At 68.8% G+C, this 19804-nt stretch carries 13 protein-coding genes; 6 read left to right on the forward strand and 7 right to left on the reverse strand.

From position 1 onward, the window contains the following. Positions 1-97: 97 nt before the first annotated feature. From JQX11_RS13240 to JQX11_RS13265, 6 genes are all read right to left on the reverse strand, one after another. Positions 98-1738: a glycoside hydrolase family 27 protein gene (locus JQX11_RS13240; RefSeq protein WP_281898700.1), complete on the reverse strand. Its 1641-nt coding sequence runs from the start codon at positions 1736-1738 to the stop codon at positions 98-100. Between the two features lie 21 nt (positions 1739-1759). Continuing rightward, entirely contained in the window at positions 1760-3151 is a 1392-nt protein-coding gene (locus JQX11_RS13245) for a glycoside hydrolase family 43 protein (protein WP_204925263.1), read from the reverse strand. A 211-nt stretch (positions 3152-3362) separates the two neighbouring features. Beyond that, positions 3363-4892 carry an arabinosylfuranosidase ArfA gene (gene arfA, locus JQX11_RS13250; RefSeq protein WP_281898703.1) on the reverse strand — a complete coding sequence of 510 codons (1530 nt, stop codon included), beginning with the start codon at positions 4890-4892 and terminating at the stop codon, positions 3363-3365. A 23-nt stretch (positions 4893-4915) separates the two neighbouring features. Then, complete coding sequence (locus JQX11_RS13255; RefSeq protein WP_176739239.1) at positions 4916-5719, reverse strand: carbohydrate ABC transporter permease; 804 nt, start codon at positions 5717-5719, stop codon at positions 4916-4918. A gap of 53 nt (positions 5720-5772) precedes the next feature. Next, the gene (locus tag JQX11_RS13260; RefSeq protein ID WP_091253868.1) at positions 5773-6732 is read right to left on the reverse strand and encodes a carbohydrate ABC transporter permease; all 960 of its coding nucleotides are present in this window, start codon (positions 6730-6732) and stop codon (positions 5773-5775) included. Between the two features lie 68 nt (positions 6733-6800). Further along, a complete protein-coding gene (locus tag JQX11_RS13265) occupies positions 6801-8162 on the reverse strand; it encodes an ABC transporter substrate-binding protein (protein WP_204925264.1) in 1362 nt (453 codons plus the stop codon). A gap of 297 nt (positions 8163-8459) precedes the next feature. Between JQX11_RS13265 and JQX11_RS13270 the strand changes: the two genes are divergently transcribed. After that, positions 8460-9482 (forward strand): LacI family DNA-binding transcriptional regulator, encoded by a 1023-nt coding sequence (locus JQX11_RS13270; RefSeq protein ID WP_204925265.1) that lies wholly within the window; start codon positions 8460-8462, stop codon positions 9480-9482. Here JQX11_RS13270 and JQX11_RS13275 read toward each other — a convergent pair. After that, on the reverse strand, positions 9465-11705 hold the full coding sequence (locus JQX11_RS13275) for an alpha-galactosidase (protein ID WP_204925266.1): 2241 nt from the start codon (positions 11703-11705) through the stop codon (positions 9465-9467). The two genes, JQX11_RS13270 and JQX11_RS13275, sit on opposite strands and share 18 nt — an antisense overlap. Before the next feature lie 156 nt (positions 11706-11861). Between JQX11_RS13275 and JQX11_RS13280 the strand changes: the two genes are divergently transcribed. From JQX11_RS13280 to JQX11_RS32400, 5 genes are all read left to right on the forward strand, one after another. Then, the gene (locus tag JQX11_RS13280; protein WP_204925267.1) at positions 11862-12953 is read left to right on the forward strand and encodes an ROK family transcriptional regulator; all 1092 of its coding nucleotides are present in this window, start codon (positions 11862-11864) and stop codon (positions 12951-12953) included. 461 nt (positions 12954-13414) lie between these two features. Next, positions 13415-14803 (forward strand): glycosyl hydrolase, encoded by a 1389-nt coding sequence (locus JQX11_RS13285; protein ID WP_204925268.1) that lies wholly within the window; start codon positions 13415-13417, stop codon positions 14801-14803. A gap of 47 nt (positions 14804-14850) precedes the next feature. After that, positions 14851-16320, forward strand: a complete 1470-nt coding sequence (locus tag JQX11_RS13290) for a lectin (protein ID WP_232377771.1) — start codon at positions 14851-14853, stop codon at positions 16318-16320. A 430-nt stretch (positions 16321-16750) separates the two neighbouring features. After that, positions 16751-18172: a poly(ethylene terephthalate) hydrolase family protein gene (locus tag JQX11_RS13295; RefSeq protein WP_307826171.1), complete on the forward strand. Its 1422-nt coding sequence runs from the start codon at positions 16751-16753 to the stop codon at positions 18170-18172. Positions 18173-18239: 67 nt separating this feature from the next. After that, on the forward strand, positions 18240-19691 hold the full coding sequence (locus tag JQX11_RS32400) for an RICIN domain-containing protein (RefSeq protein ID WP_232377772.1): 1452 nt from the start codon (positions 18240-18242) through the stop codon (positions 19689-19691). Positions 19692-19804 lie beyond the last annotated feature (113 nt).

A 19804-nucleotide genomic window follows, 5' to 3' on the forward strand; every position in this document is an offset into this window, starting at 1 on the left:
CGGTCGGCGCCGGCCCACCGGTCGGCACGGTGGACACCGGTCCGACGGCTCCCCCGCTGCGTCGTTCGTTCCGCGCGGGGCAGCCCGTCCCTGCCCGTCAGACGCGCGTCCATCGTTGGTGGGACGCGCCGGAGCAGGTCCACAGGACCAACGGGCTGTTGTTGGCCGTACCCGCTTGATTGACGTCGATACATTTCCCTGATTGCCCTCCTCGGATGGTGCCGTCAGATTGGCTCGTCCACTGCTGGTTGGTGCCCGTACCGCAGGTCCAGAGGATGACCCTGGTGCCGTTCGCGGTGCCGTTACTCTCTGCGTCGAGGCACTTCCCGCCAATGCGGAGTTGGCCCGAAGCTGCGGTGAGAACCTGCGTGATGCCGCCGTTGCAATCCCAGATGACCGCCTGGGCGCCGTCGGTCGGCGCGCCGCCGAGCACGTCCAGGCAGCGACCGGAGCCCACGCCGCGCAGGCCGAAGGAGGTGGTGGGCGTCGACGAGCCGGTGCGGACCCGGTACATGACAACGCCGTTCGGCGGGACGGTCGCGCTGATCGCCGCGGCGGTGTTCCGCGACGCCCTGGTCCAGACGTCGGCCAGGGTGTAGCTGCCGGCCGCCGGCATGCCGATCTCGGCGGCGGTGGTGGACACCGTCGCGGTGCTGCCCGAGCGGTTCAGCAGGGCGACCGCGCCGGAGCCGTCGGCGAGGGTTTTGGCCCACACCTCGGTCTCGCCGAAGTCGCGCACCCGCCGGGCCTGCCGGCCCGCGCTGTCCTGGTTGACCGCCAGTACGTCGGGGTTGGTCAGCACGTCACGGACGTCGGCGGGCATCGTGGTGATGTCGTTGCCGGCGATCAGCGGCGCGGCCATCATGGCCCACATGCTGAAGTGCGCCCGGTTCTGCGTCGGGGTGAACGTGCCGCGGACACCGACCTCGAGCATGTCGGGGTCGTTCCAGTGCTGCGGGCCGGCCCATGCGGCCAGGGGCGCCTGGACGTCGAGGATCTCGGTGACGCCCATGAAGCAGTCGGCCCGGCAGCCGGTGCTCCACCGATCGGTGATGTCCTCGGTGGTACGCCACATGTCCGCCACGTTGCTCCAGTTGTAGGACGGACCGGTGTTGGAGTGCGCGCTGTTGGAGTTGATCGAGTAGACGATCGGCCGTCCCGTGGCCCGCAGCGCGTCGCGCATCTTCGTGAAGCCCGCGATCTGGTCGTTCAGGGTGCCCCAGGGCGAGCACCAGTCGTACTTCAGGAAGTCGACCCCCCAGGACGCGAACGTGGTGGCGTCCTGCTGCTCGTGATTCAGCGCGCCGGTGGCCCCGCCGAGGGCGTTGAAGTACTGGGCGCAGGTCTCCTCACGAGGTGCCTGGTAGATGCCGAACTTGAGCCCCTTCGAGTGGATGTAGTCGCCGAGCGCCTTCATGCCGGACGGGAATCGCACCGGGTCGGAGCGCAGGTTGCCAGCGGCGTCGCGGGTGGTGGCCTGCCAGCAGTCGTCGACCACCACGTACTGATAGCCGGCCGCGCGCATACCGGAGTTGACCATGGCGTCCGCAGCGCCGCGGATCTTGGCTTCGTTGATGTTGCAGCCGAAGGCGTTCCAGCTGTTCCAGCCCAGGGGCGGCCGGACGGCCGGGCTGCCGGGCACCGCCGAGGCGGGCGACGCGGGGGTGAGCGCGGTACCCGCCGCGACGGTGGCGCTGGCGGCGAGGACGGCCAGCAGTGTTCGTATCCGAGATCGCACAGTTACCTCTGCCTTCGGGGATCAGGAGACACGGAAGGTGGCGTCCTGGCGGTCGCTGGCGCTGGAACTCGCACTGAGGGGGTCGATGCGCAGCACGTAGTTGGAGTGGCGCAGGTAGCGGTCCGGGAAGTTGTAGGACCGGAACGACGACCAGGTGGAGTCGGCCAGGCCGGGGACCCGCCGGAAGGTCGCGTCGGCGCGGAACGTCGCGGTGCCGTCGTTGGCCGCCAGCCGGATCGCGTAGTCGCTGTGCCGCAGGTAGCGCCCGGGAGAGTTGACCGACTCGAACGACACGCCGGTAGAGTCGGCCAGGCCGGCGACCATGCGCCACAGCTGGTCCTGGTGCGGGTCGAAGGGGTAGGCGTCGATCTGGCCCACGTCGCCGGCGTGCCGCACGTAGTAGTCGGGGAAGTTGTACGACTTCAGCCGGACCCAGGACGGCAGGCCCCAGTGGGACACCAGCCCGTCGTACTCGGCCGAGGTGACACCGACGATCGAGCCGTGCTTGGCGCTCAGCGGTGGCGTGTAGTCGCGCTGGTTGAGCAGCGTCCAGGAGTTGCCCGCCACGTTCGAGGTGGACCAGCCGTAGTAGTCGTTGTTGACCGGGCTGAACGAGTCGCCCCACAACCGCCAGCCGCTGCCGGTGTTGTTCTTGATCAGCAGGGGTGCCTCCATCGCGTTGCCCTGCCGCAGGCCGCTGGTGTAGTTGGTGTAGCTGTTCGGCGCGCCGGTCGACGACCGGGCACCGTAGATCAGGCCGTTGGACATGTTCTTGTAGTACATGTAGAAGGTCGATCCGTCGGCCACGATGTCGGCGTCCAGCACCGGGTAGCCGGGGCTGAAGTAGACCTGGTTGGCGCTCACCGTCCGGAAGTCCGAGGTGTAGTTGACCATGAAGACGTCGGCACCGTTGTTCGCGGAGTAGACGATCGCGTACTGGCTACGCGACGGCACCCAGAAGGCGGTCGGCGCCCAGGTGTGGGTGGCCAGGCCGTGCATCCGGATCCGGCGGTAGCCGGTGAAGCTGCGCAGGTCGACCGAGTCCCAGACGTGCAGGTACTGGTTGTTCTGGTTGAAGATGCGGCCCCGCAGGTCGGTGGCGAGCACGACGAAGGTGCCGTCCTGCTTGCGCAGGATGAACGGGTCACGCAGCCCGAGCGTGCCGGCGGTCGGGGTCGCCACCGGGTTGTTCTGGTTCAGTGGACGCCAGTTCAGGCCGTCGGCGCTGACCGCCAGGTGCAGCGCGTAGCTGTCGCCGCTCTCGTTCGGCGTCTCCTTGAAGTAGCCGAACACGTACGCGCTGTTGGCGGCCGAGGCGGCCGACGGCCCGACCAACGCGGCCGCGCCGCCGCCGATGGCGGTCAGCGTGCCCAACGTGGCGAGGCGGGTGAAATCTCTCCGGGACAGGGACACAGCGGTCTACCTCTCTGGTGATTCGGTGGTGGCCGGTTCGGGCGGGGATCTTCGGGTTCGACGGTGCCGGAGCACCGCGTCGGCGAACACATTTCGAGAATGTTGAGCTCAGGTTTCACATAAGTGTTAGCGCTAACATCGACTTACATCGATACTTTGTCTACACCTCCCCCGTGCAGCATCTGAAGAGAGTGGATCTAGTGCGTTAGCGCTAACATTCTGGATCCGACACACAGAGCCGAACGGCGCTCCACGAGACGGACGGCAGGGTCGCGCGCAGCACCCCGTCGGTCACCTCGACGTCGGCCGTCGGCCGGGCGACCACCCGGTCCGGGCAGTCCGCCGTGTTCACCGCCAGGAGGTCGTCGTCGGCGAGGGTCCACGATTCCGCCACCCGCAGCTCGACGCCGAAGCCCGTCACCGCAACGGTCAGCGTCGCCGCCTGCGACTGGTGCCGGTTGACCACGAAGACGGTCACGTCACCGGTGTCCGCGTCGTGGGTGGCGACCGCGTCGAGTGCCGGCACCGCGCCATACCGCGCGGTCTCGTACGTCGGGCAGCGTGGCTCCACCCGCAGCACCTCACCCCGGGCCAGGCGCGAGGTGATGGCGAAGGGGTGGAAGATGGTCTGCCGCCAGGCCGCTCCGCCGGGTTCGGTGCGGATGGGTGCGATGACGTTGACGAGTTGGGCCTGACAGGCGACGGTGACCCGGTCGCTGTGCCGCAGTAGCGAGATCAGCAGGCTCCCGACCACCACGGCGTCCGCGACGCTGTAGCAGTCCTCGATGACGCGCGGCGCCACCGGCCACTCGGTGGACCCGGTGTCCAGCCGATCCTGGAAGTCGCGCAGGTACCAGACGTTCCACTCGTCGAAGGAGATGTTCAGTCGCTTGGTGCTCTTGAGCCGGGCGCCGACGCTGTCCGCGGTGGCGACCACGCTGCCCACGAAGTGGTCCATGTCCACCGCGGAGGCCAGGAAGCTGGCCATGTCGCCGTCGACCGGCTCGTAGTAGGCGTGCGCCGAGATGTAGTCCACCGCGTCGTACGCCGTCTCCAGCACCTCCGCCTCCCAGGCGACGAAGGTCGGCATCGACGAGCTGGAACTACCGCAGACGACCAACTCCAGCTCCGGTTCGGCGGAGCGCAGCGCGCTGGCAGTCTGCGCGGCCAGCCGGCCGTACTCCTGGGCGGTCTTGTGTCCCGTCTGCCAGGGTCCGTCCAGCTCGTTGCCGAGACAGAACATCCGCACCCCGTACGGCTTCTCCACGCCGTTGGCCCGACGCCGCTCGGCCAGGCGGGTACGGTCGGGATGGTTGAGGTACTCATGGACATCAAGCGCCTCCTGCACCCCACGGGTGCCCAGGTTGAGCGCGTACATCACCTCGACGCCGGCCTTGCCCGCCCAGCGCATGAACTCGTCGACCCCGACCTCGTTGGTCTCCAGGCTGCGCCAGGCCAGGTCACGGCGGACCGGCCGATCCGCGACCGGGCCGATGCCGTCCTCCCACCGGTACCCGGAGACGAAGTTGCCACCCGGGTAGCGCACGAGGGAGACCCCGAGCTCGCGTACCAGGGCCAGGACGTCCCCACGAAAGCCGTCGGCGTCCGCGGTCGGATGCCCCGGCTCGTAGATGCCGGTGTAGACACACCGGCCCATGTGCTCGACGAAGGAACCGAAGGTACGCCGGGACACCGGCGCGACGGTGAAGGACGGGTCAAGGCTGAACGAGGCGGCAAACACGGATCTCCCCGGGCTAGAACGCGTTACTTGAGGCTGCCGACGGCCAGCCCGCCCTGCCAGTACCGCTGCAGGGTGAGGAAGGCGATCACCAGCGGAATGATCGACACCAGCGAGCCGACAATGATCAGATTCCACAGCGACTGGCCACCGCCGTTGTTGGAGCTGGCCAGTTGCGACCACAGCCCGATCCCCACGGTCAGCGGATAGAGCTTGGAGCTGGACAGCATGGTCAGCGGCAGGAAGTAGTTGTTCCAGGTGCCGACCACCGACAGCAGCAGCACGGTGACGACGCCGGGCCGCATCAGCGGCAGCGACACCCGCAGGAACGTGCGCAGTTCGCCGGCGCCGTCGATGCGCGCGGCGTCCAGCAGTTCGTCCGGCACCGAGACGGCCGCGTAGACCCGCATCAGGTAGACGGCGAACGGACTGAGCAGGGACGGCAGGATCACCGCCCAGATCGTGTCGGTGAGCCCGACGTTGCTCATCATGACGAAGGTCGGGATGACCAGCGCGGTGAGCGGGACCATGACCGAGCCCAGGACGAGCGCGAAGACGACGCCCCGCCCACGGAAGTCGAACTTGGCGAATCCGTAGCCGGCCAGCACCGACACGATCGTGCAGCCGACGCCGCCGGCGAACGCGTACCGCACGGAGTTGCCGAGCCAGCGCAGGTACTCGCCGTTGTTGTGGGTGAACAGGTCGCCCAGGTTGTCGAACAGGTGGAAGCCGGAGAACCACAGGGCGCCGGAGCCGGCGAACAGGCCCGGGGCGTCCTTGGTGCTGGCCACCACGAGCCACCAGACGGGCACGAGAAAATAGCACACCATCGCCAGCAGCAGCAGTTTCGCCCAGACGTGGCGGGGCCGACGCCGCACGTCGCTCACGTGAAGATGCTCCCCTTCTTGCGCGTGACGATCATGAAGATGGCGACCGCCACGAAGACCACGAAGCCCAGCGCGAACGAGATCGCCGAGGCGTAGTTGAACTGTGCGTAGCGGAAGGCCAGGTTGAACGCGTAGATGTTGGGGGTGAAGTCCGGGGTGACGGTGCCATTCGCGATCGGGCCGAGGATCTGCGGCTCGGTGAAGAACTGGAGGGTGCCGATCAGTGAGAAGATCAGGATGAGGGTCAACGCCGAGGTCACCATCGGCACCTTGATCCGCAACGCGATCTGGCGGGCGTTCGCGCCGTCCATCCGAGCCGCCTCGTAGACCGAGGAGTCGATACTCTGCAGCGCCGCATAGATGATGATCATGTAATAGCCGGCCCACTGCCAGGTGACGACGTTGAGCAGGCCGTAGAAGATGTTGCCCTGGCTGAGCAGGAACGGCGCCCGCACATCGAACGCCGAGGCGAGCTGCTCGATCGGCCCGAAGCTGGGACTGTAGAGGAAGCCCCACATCAGCGCGCCGAGGACCGCGGGGATCGCGTACGGCAGGAAGATGACCAGACGCGAGAAGCGCGCCAGCCGGCCGGTCACCTCGTCCAGCACCAGGGCCGCCACCAACGCCACGATCATCTGCAGCGGGATGACGACGAGGCTGAACCGGAGGACGAACCACAGACCCTTGCGGAACGACGGGTCGCCGAAGGCCCGGGTGTAGTTGTCGAGGCCGGCGAACGTGGTGCCCGTCGCCAGCCCTTTGGTATAGAGGCTGAGGTAGCCCGCGTAGGCCAACGGACCGATCAGGAAGACCACAAACACGATCAGGAACGGGAGGATGAACAGCCAGCCCAGGGCACCACGTCGGGCGGACCGGCGGCGAGCCGGTGCCGTGCCGGGCGGATCGGACGCGACGGCGCGCGGCGTGCTCGGTCTGGTATCGACGGTGGCGGCCACGGAGCGTCTCCCTTCGTTCCGAGAGGGGACCGGGTGGTCCGCGGTGCGCGGCGTCCACCCGGAGCGGATCAACGTACGGTGAAGCCCTGGGTCTTGGCGTACTTGACGATCTCGTCGTGCAGATCGGTGGCTGCCTGCGCGCCGGTCGTCTGACCCGCGTTGAGCTTCACGATCTGGGCCTGGAGCTGGGCGTAGTAGTAGACGGTGAACGGGCTGTAGACGGCGCCCCGGTAGGCGTTCGCCGCCGGGATGTAGACGTCCCGGTTGGCGGTCTGGCCGTTGAAGAACTCGCTCCTGGCGTCGACGAACTCCGTGGAGGTCAGCACGCCGGTGTTGAGCGGGAAGATGGTCTGCGACTTCCAGCCGTCGGTCAGCGACGGCTCGTCGGCGTACAGGCCCATCGCGACCTTGGCCGCGGCCGCCTTGTCACTCGCCTGGCTGGTCACCGCGAAGGTGGAGCCGCCCCAGTTCACCTCGACCGGGTTGGCCGGGTCCCACTGCGGCAACGGTGCCACGGCCCAGGTGCCCTTCTCCGTGCCGCCACCGACGCCTGCGCCGGTGAGGTAGCCGGGTGCCCAGGCAGCCGAGACATAGGTGGCGTACTTGCCGCCGACCATGCCGGAGATGTAGTCCGTGGTGAACTGGTCCTCCTTGCCGACCAGGCCGTTCTTGGCCAGCTCACCCCAGAAGGTGAGGACGTCCTTGGTGGCCTGGTCGTCCAGTTTGATGGTGATGTTCTGCTTGTCGGACAGGTCGTAGCCGAACGGCTGGGCGCCCTTCTGCATCATCAGCGCGGTGGTCACGGCCGGCACGTTGCTGCCGAAGTCGCCGAAGACCGGGCCGCCGGCCGCCTTCACCTTGGCCGCCGCCGCGGCGTACTCGGGCCAGGTTTTCGGTGGGGCCGTGATGCCGTACTTCCGGAACACGTCAGTGCGGTAGATCAGGGCCATCGGACCGCCGTCGACCGGGATGGCGTAGACGGCCGTGCCCTGCGAGACGTCCTTCCAGGCACCCTCGCTGAAGTTCTTCTTCACCGTATCGGCGCCGAACGGGGCGAGGTCGACCAGCGCGTCCTGGATCTCGAAGCCGACGAGTTGGTCAGATTCGAGCATGACGACGTCGGGAGCGCCCTTCTTCGCCGAGATCGCGGTCTGGAACTTCTCGTACTGCGGCTGGCCCTGGCCGGCGTTGGTCCAGCAGACCTGCACGTCGGTGTGGGCGTTGTTGAAGTTGTCGACGACCTTGGCCATGTTCGGGTACCAGGCCCAGACCGAGACACGGGTCGCATCCTCGTGAACGATCTTGTTGGTGCAGTTGGTGGGCTTCGCGCGGGACGCGCCAGCGCCGTCGTCACCGCCACTACAGGCGGACAGGCCGAGAACGACCGCCACGGCGGTGACGAACGCGGGCAGATTCTTGCTGGTACGCATTGCTGCGAGCCTCCTGAAGGGACTTCGATCACCGAACCGCGCGCTGGCCTCCGCGTTCCTGGGCAGGACGACATGGCCGTACGCGGGGCACGGCTCAAAGGCTGTGGCGAGGTGCTGTTCGGGGGGTTCGTTGGCAGAAGCGAGGTAACAACGCATCGATGAGCATGTGTCATGTAGGTTACATTGCAGCGCTGCAAAGGACTATGCACCGGGGCCCTGGCTCTGGCAAGAGGCGACCTGAGGAAAATACGATCGTCACTGCGGGAGACCCATCACCCGCCCGGCGGGGAGGCGCCCATGGGGGAAAGCACACTACGGGACGTCGCGGAACTGGCCGGCGTCTCGCCCCGCACTGTGTCCAACGTGGTCAACGGGTATGCCCGGGTCACCGACGCCACGCGGAGCAAGGTCGAGCACGCCATCGCCGTGCTCGGCTACCGCCCGAACGTTCTCGCCCGCAACCTGGCCACCGGCCGGTCCGGGCAGATCGTCGTCGTGGTGCCGTACCTCGACACCCCGTACTTCGCGGAACTACTCCAAACGATCATCCCCACCGCCCGCAAGGCCGGCTACAACGTGCTGGTGGACCAGACTGACGGCGACCGCGACCACGAAGTCGAACTGATCGGACGTGGGCCACGGCGCTTCCTGTTCGACGGCATGATCATCAGCCCGCTGGGCCTGTCCCAGGAGGATCTCTCGCTCCGCGATCCGACCCTGCCCCTGGTGGTCCTCGGCGAACGCCCTTCCGACGGCACCTTCGACCACGTCGGCATCGACGACGTCGCCGCCGCCACCGAGGCCGTCCGCCACCTCATCAGCATCGGGCGGCGTCGGATCGCGGCGATCGGCGACCAGCCCTACCCCACCGGGGAGGCGGCACAGCTACGCACCAGGGGCTTCCGGGCCGCCCACACCGCCGCCAGCCTACCGGTCGACGAGTCACTGATCATCAGCACCACGCGCTTCAACCGGGCCGACGGCGCCACCGCCATGGCCGCCCTGTTGGACCGGCCGGACCCGCCGGACGCGGTGTTCTGCTACAGCGACCTGGTCGCCTCGGGCGCCATCCACACCGCACTCCAGCGCAGGCTGCGCGTTCCCGAGGACATCGCCGTGATCGGCTACGACGACATCGAGGACGGACGGTACGGTCGACCCACCATCAGCACCATCTCGCCCGACAAGAAGGCCATCGCCCAACTCGCCGTCGAACGGCTCATCATGCGGATCGGCAGCACCGAGCCGGTGCTCGGAGTGGAACTCCGCGCCGCCCACCGACTCATACCCCGAGAAAGCACGCTACGGGACGCCCCGTGACCGGATGACGGCGTTGCCGGGAGCCGAACCGGCGGTGGTCCGCAGCACGATCAGGTCGCTGCGGTGGTCGGCGCCGATGGGTTCCCAGGCGGTGGGGCGGATGCCGACGGCCATCAGGGTCCTGCCCTGCCAGCGCGACCCGGCGGCCAGCCGTCCGGGTACGCCGTCGGTGTCGCCCCCGGCGACCACCTCGTAGCACGCGTCCGGATCCAGGGCGGTCAGCCGCAACCACCGGCGACCGCTCTTGGCGTTTCCGTACGGGTGGTAGACGAGCACGACGACCTGGTCGTCGAGCAGGTACTGCAGGGCGGACCGCTCCACTCCGGGCCGTCCACCGAGCCGGTACTGCCGGCCGTGTTGGATGGTGCGGCGCACCATCTTGTACTGCGCGATCAGTGCACGGGCTTCGTCCAACTCGGCGGCGGACCAGCGGGCCAGGTCCACCCCGATGCCGAGCACTCCGGCCATGGCGACGTGGAAGCGGTAGCGCAACGGCGTCGACCGGCCGACGTTGGCGTTCGGCGAGTCGGTGACCCACGCGGACATGACGTTGGCCGGGTAGAGCTGGGAGACGCCGTGCTGCGCGGTCTGCCGGTCGACGGGATCGGTGTTGTCCGACGGCCACGCCTGGTCGATGTGGTGCAGGATGCCGAGGTCGAGCCGGCCGCCCCCACCGGCGCACGACTCGATCCGCAGTCCCGGATGCCGGGCGCGCAGCCGGGCCATGACCTGGTAGACGTGCCGGGTGTGATCGATCCAGACATGGTCCTGGCCCTGACCCTGACCGGGCCAGCCCGCCTGGGTGAACGGCCGGTTCATGTCCCATTTGAGGTAGTCGAGGCGCAGGTCGGTCACGAGCCGGTCGAGCCACCCCAGGGCCCAGTCGCGCACGTCGGTACGGGCGAAGTTGAGGACCAGTTGGTGACGTTTGCGGTCGCGACGGCGGTGGTCGAGGTGCAGTGTCCAGTCCGGGTGCGCCCGGTAGAGGTCGCTGTCCGGGCTGACCCCCTCCGGCTCCACCCACAGCCCGGCCTTCATACCCAGCGCGCGGACGCCCTCGAACAGGCCCTGCAACCCGTCGGGGAACCGTTCCCCGTGCGGCCACCAGTCGCCCAGCGAGCTGTGCTCGTCGTCGCGCCGGCCGAACCACCCGTCGTCGACGACGAACAGCTCGACCCCGAGCGTGGCCGCCCGCCGGGCGAGCCTGAGCTGTTCCGGTTCGGTGACCGCGAAGCCGGTCGCCTCCCAGGAGTTGTAGAGCACCGGGCGGTCCTCGTCGCCGGCGGGCAGGATGTGCCGGCGGATGTGGTCGTGCCAGCCACGGCTCGTGCCACCGAACCCGTGGGCGCTGTAGAGGCCGAGGACCGCCGGGGTGACGAGCTCGGCTCCGGCCGGCAGCGGCCACCGCAATCCGTCGTGACCGAATCCCGCGGTCACCGCGGTCCCGCCCTCCGGCCGGCGGGTGGTGGTCATCCGCCAACTGCCGCTCCAGGCCAGGGCGACACTCCACACCTCACCGTGTTCCTCGCCGGCGTCCCCGGCATCGATCATGATCCAGGGATTGGCGTGGTGGCCGGTGATGCCCTGCCGGCTGGTGAAGGTCAGCTCGCCCACCGGCAGCCGGCCCTGCTGGAGTTGGCTCTCCTCCGCCCAGGCCCCGGACGCCGCCCGGTACCGGTAGTCCTCGGCGTCGGGGATGAACCAGCTGCCGGAGTCCAGGCGGCTGACCTCCACGGCCGCGTCGCCGCCGGCCCGGTGCCGTACGGTCACCCACCGGGCGATGGCGTTCGAGTCGGCGTACGGGCGGGCGTGCAGCACCACGTCGATCGGGAAGGTGCGGTCTTCCAGCGCGATGTCGAGCTGGTCCACCCCGTCCCCGGAGGCCGCGTCGACGCCGACGAGCCGCAGCTCCAGCGACCGCACCTGGTCCACCGCGACCTGGAGGGCCGGTAGGCCCCACCGCAGGCCGCCGTCGACCGGCAGCAGTTCCTCGACCTCGACGGGGCGGGAGAAGCTGGTCACGTGCCGGCCTGCACCTGAGGGGCTATCGGGCCCGGCCGACATGGCGGCGGCTTCCCGGGCGGCCTGCGGCGGTAGGATCGGGCCCCAGTACTTCTGCAGCACCAGTGCCTCGCCGGTCGCCTGGTCGATCTCGATGCCGATCACGTAGGTGGAGTCGCGGGTATTGAGTGCCCACAACCGGCCGGTTTGATCGAGGGACACCAGCGACACTACGTCCTCCGTGCATTAAATCGGGCAGAGCGTCCGGCGGCCGAGGGGCCAGGCAGGGTTCATTCCTTGACATCATCAACAAATTTGTCCAAGATGTCCAGTGTGCTGTCCGATGCGCATCTGACCGAGGGCATGCGATCGGTTTTCGTGGAACTGCTCGTACACGGGCCGCTGTCCCGGGCGGAGGCGGCACGCCGGTTGGACCTCTCACCGTCCGCCGTGACGAAGCTGACCAAACCGTTGCTGGAGAACGGCTACCTGCTCCATCAGCCGCTCGGCGACCGCAGCACGATGGGTCGCCCCTCGCAGCCCCTGGCGGTCGATCCGGCCCGCGCGGCGTTGATCGGGGTCAAGCTGACCGAGGACGCACTGTTCGCGGTCCGCACCGATCTTCGCGCCGAGATCCAGCACGAGCTGCGTCGCCCCCTGGTCAGCCACGCCGTCGACGACGTGGTGACCCGCATCGGCGACGCCGTGCGTGAACTGACCGGGTCGGGGCAGCCGGCCGCGGCCCTCGGGATAAGCCTGGCCGGCACGGCCTCCGGAGGAGACCCGGTCGTGCCCACCTCTCCGTTCCTGGGCTGGCGCAACGTGCCCCTGGGCGACCTCGTCGCGGCGGCCACAGGCCTGCCGGCGGTGGTGGAGAACGACGTACGGGCGCTGACCGCCGCCCAGCAGTGGTTCGGCGCCGGCGTGGGCCACAGCTCGTTCGCGCTGGTCACGGTGGGTGCCGGCCTCGGTTGCGGCCTGGTGATCGGCGACCGCCTCGTCAGTGGCGCCGGCCGGGGAACCGGTCTGGTGGGCCACCTGCCGATTCACGACAACGGGCCACTGTGCGAGATGGGCCACCGCGGCTGCGCCCGGGCGTACGCCAGCTCGGCGGCGATCCGGCGGGCCGTCGCTGGCACCCTCGACCGTCCGGACCTGACCTTCGAGGCGTGCCTGGCGCTGGCGGGGGAAGGCCAGCCCGTGGCCCGGCGCATCTTCGAGGAGGCCGGCCGCACCCTCGGGCAGGTGGTCGCCACGGTCGCCAACATCACCGGCGTGCAGCTGGTCATCCTGTCCGGCGAGGCGGTGGCGATGTACGACGTGTGCGCCGAGGCGTTCGACGCCGCGCTCACCGCGCACACCCACTGGACCTCGACGCCCGTCGACGTGGTGGTCAAGCCCTTCACCTTCAGCGAATGGGCCCGCGGCGCCGCTGTCATCGCCCTCCAGCACCGCATCCTCGGTCGCTGACGTCCATCCTCCGGGTGCCCGGCCAGGCGGATACCCGGCCGAAGTTTCTTGCCGTGTTCAACTAACTACGCCCCCAAACAGGGCCTTGCAGCGCCGCAACACATCGAAATACTTGACATCGTGTATGAATTAAGCACATGATTCCGGCATGTTAACCACGGCCTCGTCGCCGCAGCCCGGCGAATGGAGCCTGGGCACCGCGACGACTCCTGGGCGGCGTCCGCTGCACCGACATCCGGACCGCAGCGCTGGAGCCTCACCTGTTCAGGGCCCACCTCGACGCGGTCGACAGGGTCAACGACACGCACAGCTCTCCCGGTAACTCGTGTCGAGTTACCCGCACCTGTCCGCACTGCTCCATGGGGCCGGGCCACCGGGCACGTCCGGCTCCGTGGCTCACCACGTCACCACCCGCTGAGCCGGACGGGTTCGACGCCCCACGAAACCCGAGAGGAGAAGTCATGCGATGGAGGATCATGCTCGCCACGGCCATGGTGGCCGCGAGCGGGGGCGCGGCACTACTGGGGGCGGGCACCGCCTCGGCCGCAGTCGGTAGTCCGCTGGTCAGCGCCGCGTCGGGACGCTGCCTCGACGTATCGGGCAACAGCCCCACGGCCGGCACCCCGGTCGCCATCTGGGACTGCAACGGGCAGCAGAACCAGGGTTGGGTCTTCACCGGTCAGGGTGAACTGCGCACCTTCAACGAGACCAGATGCCTGGACCTCTCCAGCGCCACGGCCGGCACCCCGCTCACCATCCAGAACTGCACCGGCCAGACCAACCAGAGGTTCCGGTGGAACACCAACGGCAGCATCACGGCCACCCAGTCCGGCCTGTGCCTCGACGTCGAGGGAAACAACCAGGCCAACGGCACCCGGGTGGTGGTCTGGGGCTGCAACGGCCAGCCCAACCAGCGCTGGAGCCAGTCCGGCGGGCCGACCACCCCGCCCACCACCCCGCCGACCACGTGCACCGCCACCCCGGTCGATCCGCAGGCCACCACCCAGGCTCGGAAGCTGCTGTGCTACCTCTACAGCCAGTACGGCAACCACATCCTGTCCGGCCAGCGGGAGACCAACGGCAGCGAGGCCGAGTTCAACCACATCCTGACCAACACCGGTAAGCAGCCGGCCATCCGCGGCCTCGACATGTGTGACCGCCCCGGGGCCGTCGACCGGGCCCTCGCCTGGTGGAACGCCGGCGGCATCCCGTTGATCGGCTGGCATGTCGGCGCGCCCGCGACCAGCTCCTGCAACTACGGCGGCACCGCGTCCATCAACGCCACCCTCACGCCCGGCACCGCCGAGAACCGCTCCTATCTCGCCGAGCTCGACGCCGCGGCAGCCCAGTTGCAGCGCCTGCAGTCCAACGGCGTCGCTGTGCTGTGGGCGCCCTATCACGAGGCCGGCGGCACCTGGTTCTGGTGGAGCAAGGAGGGCGGCAGCCAGTACCAGCGGCTGTGGCGGTTCCAGTTCGACTACTTCACCCGCACCAAGGGCATCCACAACCTGGTCTGGTTGCACCCGTACAACGGCGAACCCAACGCCTCGTTCTACCCCGGTAAGCAGTACGTGGACATCGGTGGCGCCGACACCTACGCCAACGACCACAACCCGTTGACGCCGCTGTTCAACCGCACCCGCGACATCGTTGGCGGCACCGTCCCGATCGCCCTGCACGAGAACGGCCCCATCCCGGATCCCGACCAACTCCAGTCCACCGGCACCCGATGGGTGCTGTTCAGCACCTGGAACGGCAGTTGGCTCACCAACCAGGACATCCCGTTCCTGCGTCGCGTCTACAACCACAGCTATGTCGTCACCCGCGACGAGGTTCCCAATCTGCGGTGATCCCGTCCCCGTCGAACCCGATCCGTCCCTCACCCCGGAGGCCCTCCATGACGATCACTGCCCATCCCATCCCGGTGGTGCGGCGCCGCCGCACCCGGTGGATGAGCCTGGTACTCGCCGCGGTGACAGCTGGCAGCGTCAGCGTGTCCGCGCTCTGGCTGACCGCGGGCGATGCCGAAGCCGCGTCGACCGGACGACTGGTCAGCGCCGCGTCCGGGCGCTGCCTCGACGTCGTCGGCAATGCCCCGACCACCGGCACCCGCGTGCAGATCTGGGACTGCAACGGCCAGGCCAACCAGACCTGGACCTTCACCGATGCCGGTGAGCTGCGAGTGTTCAACAACAGCCTCTGCCTGGACGCCGAGGGTGGCCAGACCAGCCCGGGCACCGCTGCGGTCATCTGGTCCTGCACCGGGGCGGCCAACCAACGATGGCGGCTGAACTCCAACGGCAGCATCACCGGCGTGCAGTCCGGGTTGTGCCTCGACGTCTCCGGTGCCGCCACCACCGCCGGCACCCTGGTCGCCCTCTGGAACTGCAACGGCCAGGCCAACCAGCGCTGGTCGCAGACCGGCGGCAACCCGACCACCCCGCCGACCACCCCGGGTAGCTGCGCCGTTGCCCCGGTCGATCCCAACGCCACCGCCGCCGCGCGCCGGCTGCTCTGCTACGTCTACAGCCAGTACGGCAACCACATCCTGTCCGGGCAGCAGGAGTCCACCTGGGTCAGCGGGCCGGACTACGAGATGAACATCATCCGCAACGCCTCCGGCAAGTACCCGGCAGTCCGCGGCCAGGACATGGGTGACGCCCCGGACTTCGGTGCCCGTGGGCTGGCCTGGTGGAACGCCGGAGGTATCCCGATGGTCGGCTACCACATGGGCTCGCCCGCGCAGAACACCGACGGCTACAACGGCTCCCTGATGCGGGCGAACATCAACGCGGCACTGACCTCCGGCACCGCCGACAACGGCCGGCTCAACCAGCGGCTCACCGCCTGGGCCAACCAGTTGAAGGTCATTCAGAACGGTGGCGGCGCGGTCCTGTTCCGCCCCTGGCACGAGGCCAGCGGCACCTGGTTCTGGTGGAGCATGGAGGGCGCCGGCCAGTACAACCGGCTGTGGGTCTACACCTACAACTTCATGCGTGCCCAGGGGGTGCACAACCTGGTCTACCTGCACCCGTTCAACGGCTCCCCCAGCGCCGCCTGGTACCCCGGCAAGCAGTACGTCGACATCGGCGGCGCCGACACGTACGCCGGTGACCACGGGCCATTGACGTCGATGTTCAACGCCGCCCGCAGCGTGTACGGCGGGACGATCCCGATCGCGTTGCACGAGAACGGCCGCATCCCCGACCCGGCGCAGTTGCAGTCCTCCGGTGCCCGGTGGGTGCTGTTCAACACCTGGCACACGAGCTTCATCAGCGACGGCAGCACGAACCCGCCATCCTTCATCAACACCGTCTACAACAGCTCGTACGTGGTCACCCGCGACGAGGTGCCGAACCTGAGATGAGTGCGGCCCTCCGGGCCATGTCTGACCGGCATGGCCCGGAGGAGCCGTCGCCTCCTCGCCTCCTCGCCTCCTGAGCGACGGACCCGACCGTCCGGTGGGCACCGGGTGGGTCGTTTCCGCCCACCGGTTCCCGGGCGGGTGGAAACCGGGTCGCCGAAGGCGCGCCGAGAACGGACAGTCGTCCGGTGCGGGCAGCCGGATCGGCTGAGGCCAGCGCCACCCCGCCCGACTGCCACCGATCCGAAGCAACTACCGGTGGGCGTTCATCGGAGATCCGCCGGCAAGCGCCGGCCGTCACGGCGCCGGCCCCCTCTCCGGGCCGAGCCCACAGCACGCAGGTGCCCCATTCGAAACCAATTCGCACTGAGGTCATCGCCGAAGGGCCGGTGGCCAAGGTGCGGAGCAGGATCCTACGAAAGGTGTGAACATCGTGAAAGCAGACGCGCGCGATGGACTCGGCGGGGATCTCCGGCCGGTGCCGGCCGCAGATCCCCGGTCCGGCATGCCGGACGGTGCCGGGGCCGGTCGGCAGGAACGCAGTTCCCCGCCCCGGCGGGGCTGGCGCATCATGGCGGGCGGGGCCGCGGCCCTGCTGGGCGTGGCGATGGCCGGAGCCGCAGTGGTGGGCAGTTCCCCCTCGGCTGCCGCGGCGTCGTACCAGCGGGGGCCGGATCCCACGGTGCAGAGCGTCGCCGCCAACCGCGGCACGTTCCCCACCGCGGAGATCACCGTGCCACGTGGTTACGGCTTCAACGGCGGGAAGATCTACTACCCGACCGACACCAGTCAGGGGACCTGGGGCGCGATCGCGGCGGTACCAGGTTACACGGCATCCTGGGCTGCCGAGGGTGCCTGGATGGGGCCCTGGCTGGCGTCCTTCGGCTTCGTGGTGATCGGCATCGACACCAACAGCCCCACCGACTTCGACACCGCCCGGGGCACCCAGTTGCTGGCCGCGCTGGACTACCTCACCGGGCAGAGCGCGGTCCGTGACCGGGTCGACCCCAACCGGCTCGCCGTGCTCGGTCACTCCATGGGCGGCGGCGGCGCCATCAGCGCCGCCATGCGGCGTCCCACCCTCAAGGCGGCCATCCCCCTCGCCCCGGCCTCGTTCTCGCAGAACCTCTCCACCGTGCGGGTACCCACGCTGATCATGGGCGCCCGGGACGACGGCACGGTCACCCCGTCCTCGATCAACAGCCTGTGGGCCACCAAACCGGCCACCACGAAGGGCGCCTACGTCGAGCTCACCGGTGGCGGCCACGGATTCCCCACCTGGGGAAACTCCCAGGTGACCCGACGGGAGATCCCCTGGCTGAAAATCTTCCTCGACAACGACAACCGCTACACGCAGTTCCTGTGTCCGTCACTCGCGGACAACACCGGAGTCTCCCGGTACCTCAGCGAATGCCCGTACGGATCCACCGGCCAGCCGACGTCTCCGCCGTCCACCCCGCCGCCGACCTCCGGCGGGCCGGTCCGCGCGGTCGGCGCGGGCAAGTGCCTGGACGTGCCCAACGCCTCCCAGACCAACGACACCCAACTGGCGATCTGGGACTGCAACGGCGGCACCAACCAACGCTGGACCCGCACCGCCGGCAAACAACTCACCGTCTACGGCAACAAATGCCTCGACGCCGCCGGTCAGGGCACCACCAACGGCACCCGGGTCATCATCTGGGACTGCACCGGCACCGCCAACCAGCAATGGAACGTCAACGCCAACGGCACCATCACCGGCGTCCAGTCCGGCCTCTGCCTCGACGTCAGCGGCGGCTCCACCGCCAACGGCGCCCTGACCCAACTCTGGGCCTGCAACAACGGCAACAACCAGCAGTGGCGCCTCGGATAGGCGGCACCCGGCAACCGGGGCCAGCACGGCGGCTGGATCACCATCGGCAACTGGCATGGAGGATGTCATGACTGTTCGTAGACGCCTGTGGCGTCTCGCCTCGATCGGCGCGGCCGTTACCGTGCTGCTGGGCTCACTGGGCGTCCATGTGGCCACCAGCGCACCGGCGCAGGCCGCCACCAGCCAGTTCCGCGGAGTCAACTGGGCGGACGCCAGGGACAACTTCCTGTACGACGAGAACGTCCCGATCGGGCTGTCCAAGTCGGACAGCTATGCGACCACCTACACGAAGGCCACCGCGATCCTCAGGGGATTCCAGGGCCTCGGCTCGAACACGATCCGGTTCGGGATCAACCCGCAGACCACGTCGTCCCCGTGGTGGGGCAGCCTGACGGCGGCGTACGACGCGGCCAGCGCGATGGGCATGAACGTGATGATCGCACCCTGGCCCCCGACCGGCGGCCGGATCAGCGACATGAACGCGTTCTACCGGATGTGGGACACGGTCATCGCCAAGTACGGCAGCAACAGCCGGTTCTACTTCGACATCGTGAACGAGCCGTGGGGGTACAGCGCGACCGAGTTGACCAATCTCGCGGCAGCGTTCCTGCAACGCTACTCGAACATCCCGCGCGGCCGGATCGTGGTGCCGGGGCTCTGGTCGGACATCGACCTGTGCGCCGTAGGGGCGGACTCCCGGTTGAACGGCACCCTGCTGTCGATCCACATGTACACCCTGGGGGGCGAGACCCACCCGACGGAGGCGGAGTGGATCAACAGCTTCAAGGCCCGCCTGTGCGGATACGCCGACCGCGCCATTCTCACCGAGTTCGGCGTGCCGATGAACACCGGCGTCAACTACAACGGGCCCCGCGACGGCAACAACAACGTGTCGTACTTCTACGCGCTCACCGACACGGTACGGGAGTTGGGCATGGGCTCGCTGGTCTGGACCGGCGTCAAGGAGGCCAACCAGACCCAGGGCCCCGGCCCCTGCTTCAACGCCTCCTGCGCCATCACGTCGCTGACCGGCAGCGGCACCAACCTGTCACTGACCGTCATCAACCAGTCCGGTCTCGACCGGCTCCGGTACGGCTGGAGACTCGACGGCCCGACGACGCCGCCGACCGGCTCCGGTAACGTGCTGCGCGGTGTCGGCTCCCAGCGGTGCCTGGACGTGCCCGGCGCCAGCACCACCAACGGCACGCAGCTGGCGATCTGGGACTGCACCGGCGGAAGCAACCAGCGTTGGGTCGCGCTGCCCAACGGCGCCCTGCAGGTGTACGGCAACAAGTGCCTCGACGTCCCCGGTCACTCCACCACCGCAGGTGCCAAGGTGCAGATCTGGGACTGCAACGGCGGTACCAACCAGCAGTGGACCCTCAACGGTGACGGCACGGTCGTCGGCCGCGAATCCGGGCTGTGCCTGGACGTGACCAGCGCGGGCACCGCGAACGGCAGCACCGTGCAGACCTGGAACTGCACGGGCGGCAGCAACCAGAAGTGGACCCGGCAGTAGTTCGCCGGCAACGCCGGGACCGGGTGCCGATTCGGCGCGGCACCCGGTCCCCCGCCGTCGTACCCGCCGGCCGTGCCGCCAGGCGTCACCGATCCGGCGGCGCCTGGCGGCAC

The sequence above is a fragment of the Micromonospora humida genome, assembly GCF_016901255.1.
GTDB classification, from domain to species: domain Bacteria; phylum Actinomycetota; class Actinomycetes; order Mycobacteriales; family Micromonosporaceae; genus Micromonospora; species Micromonospora wenchangensis.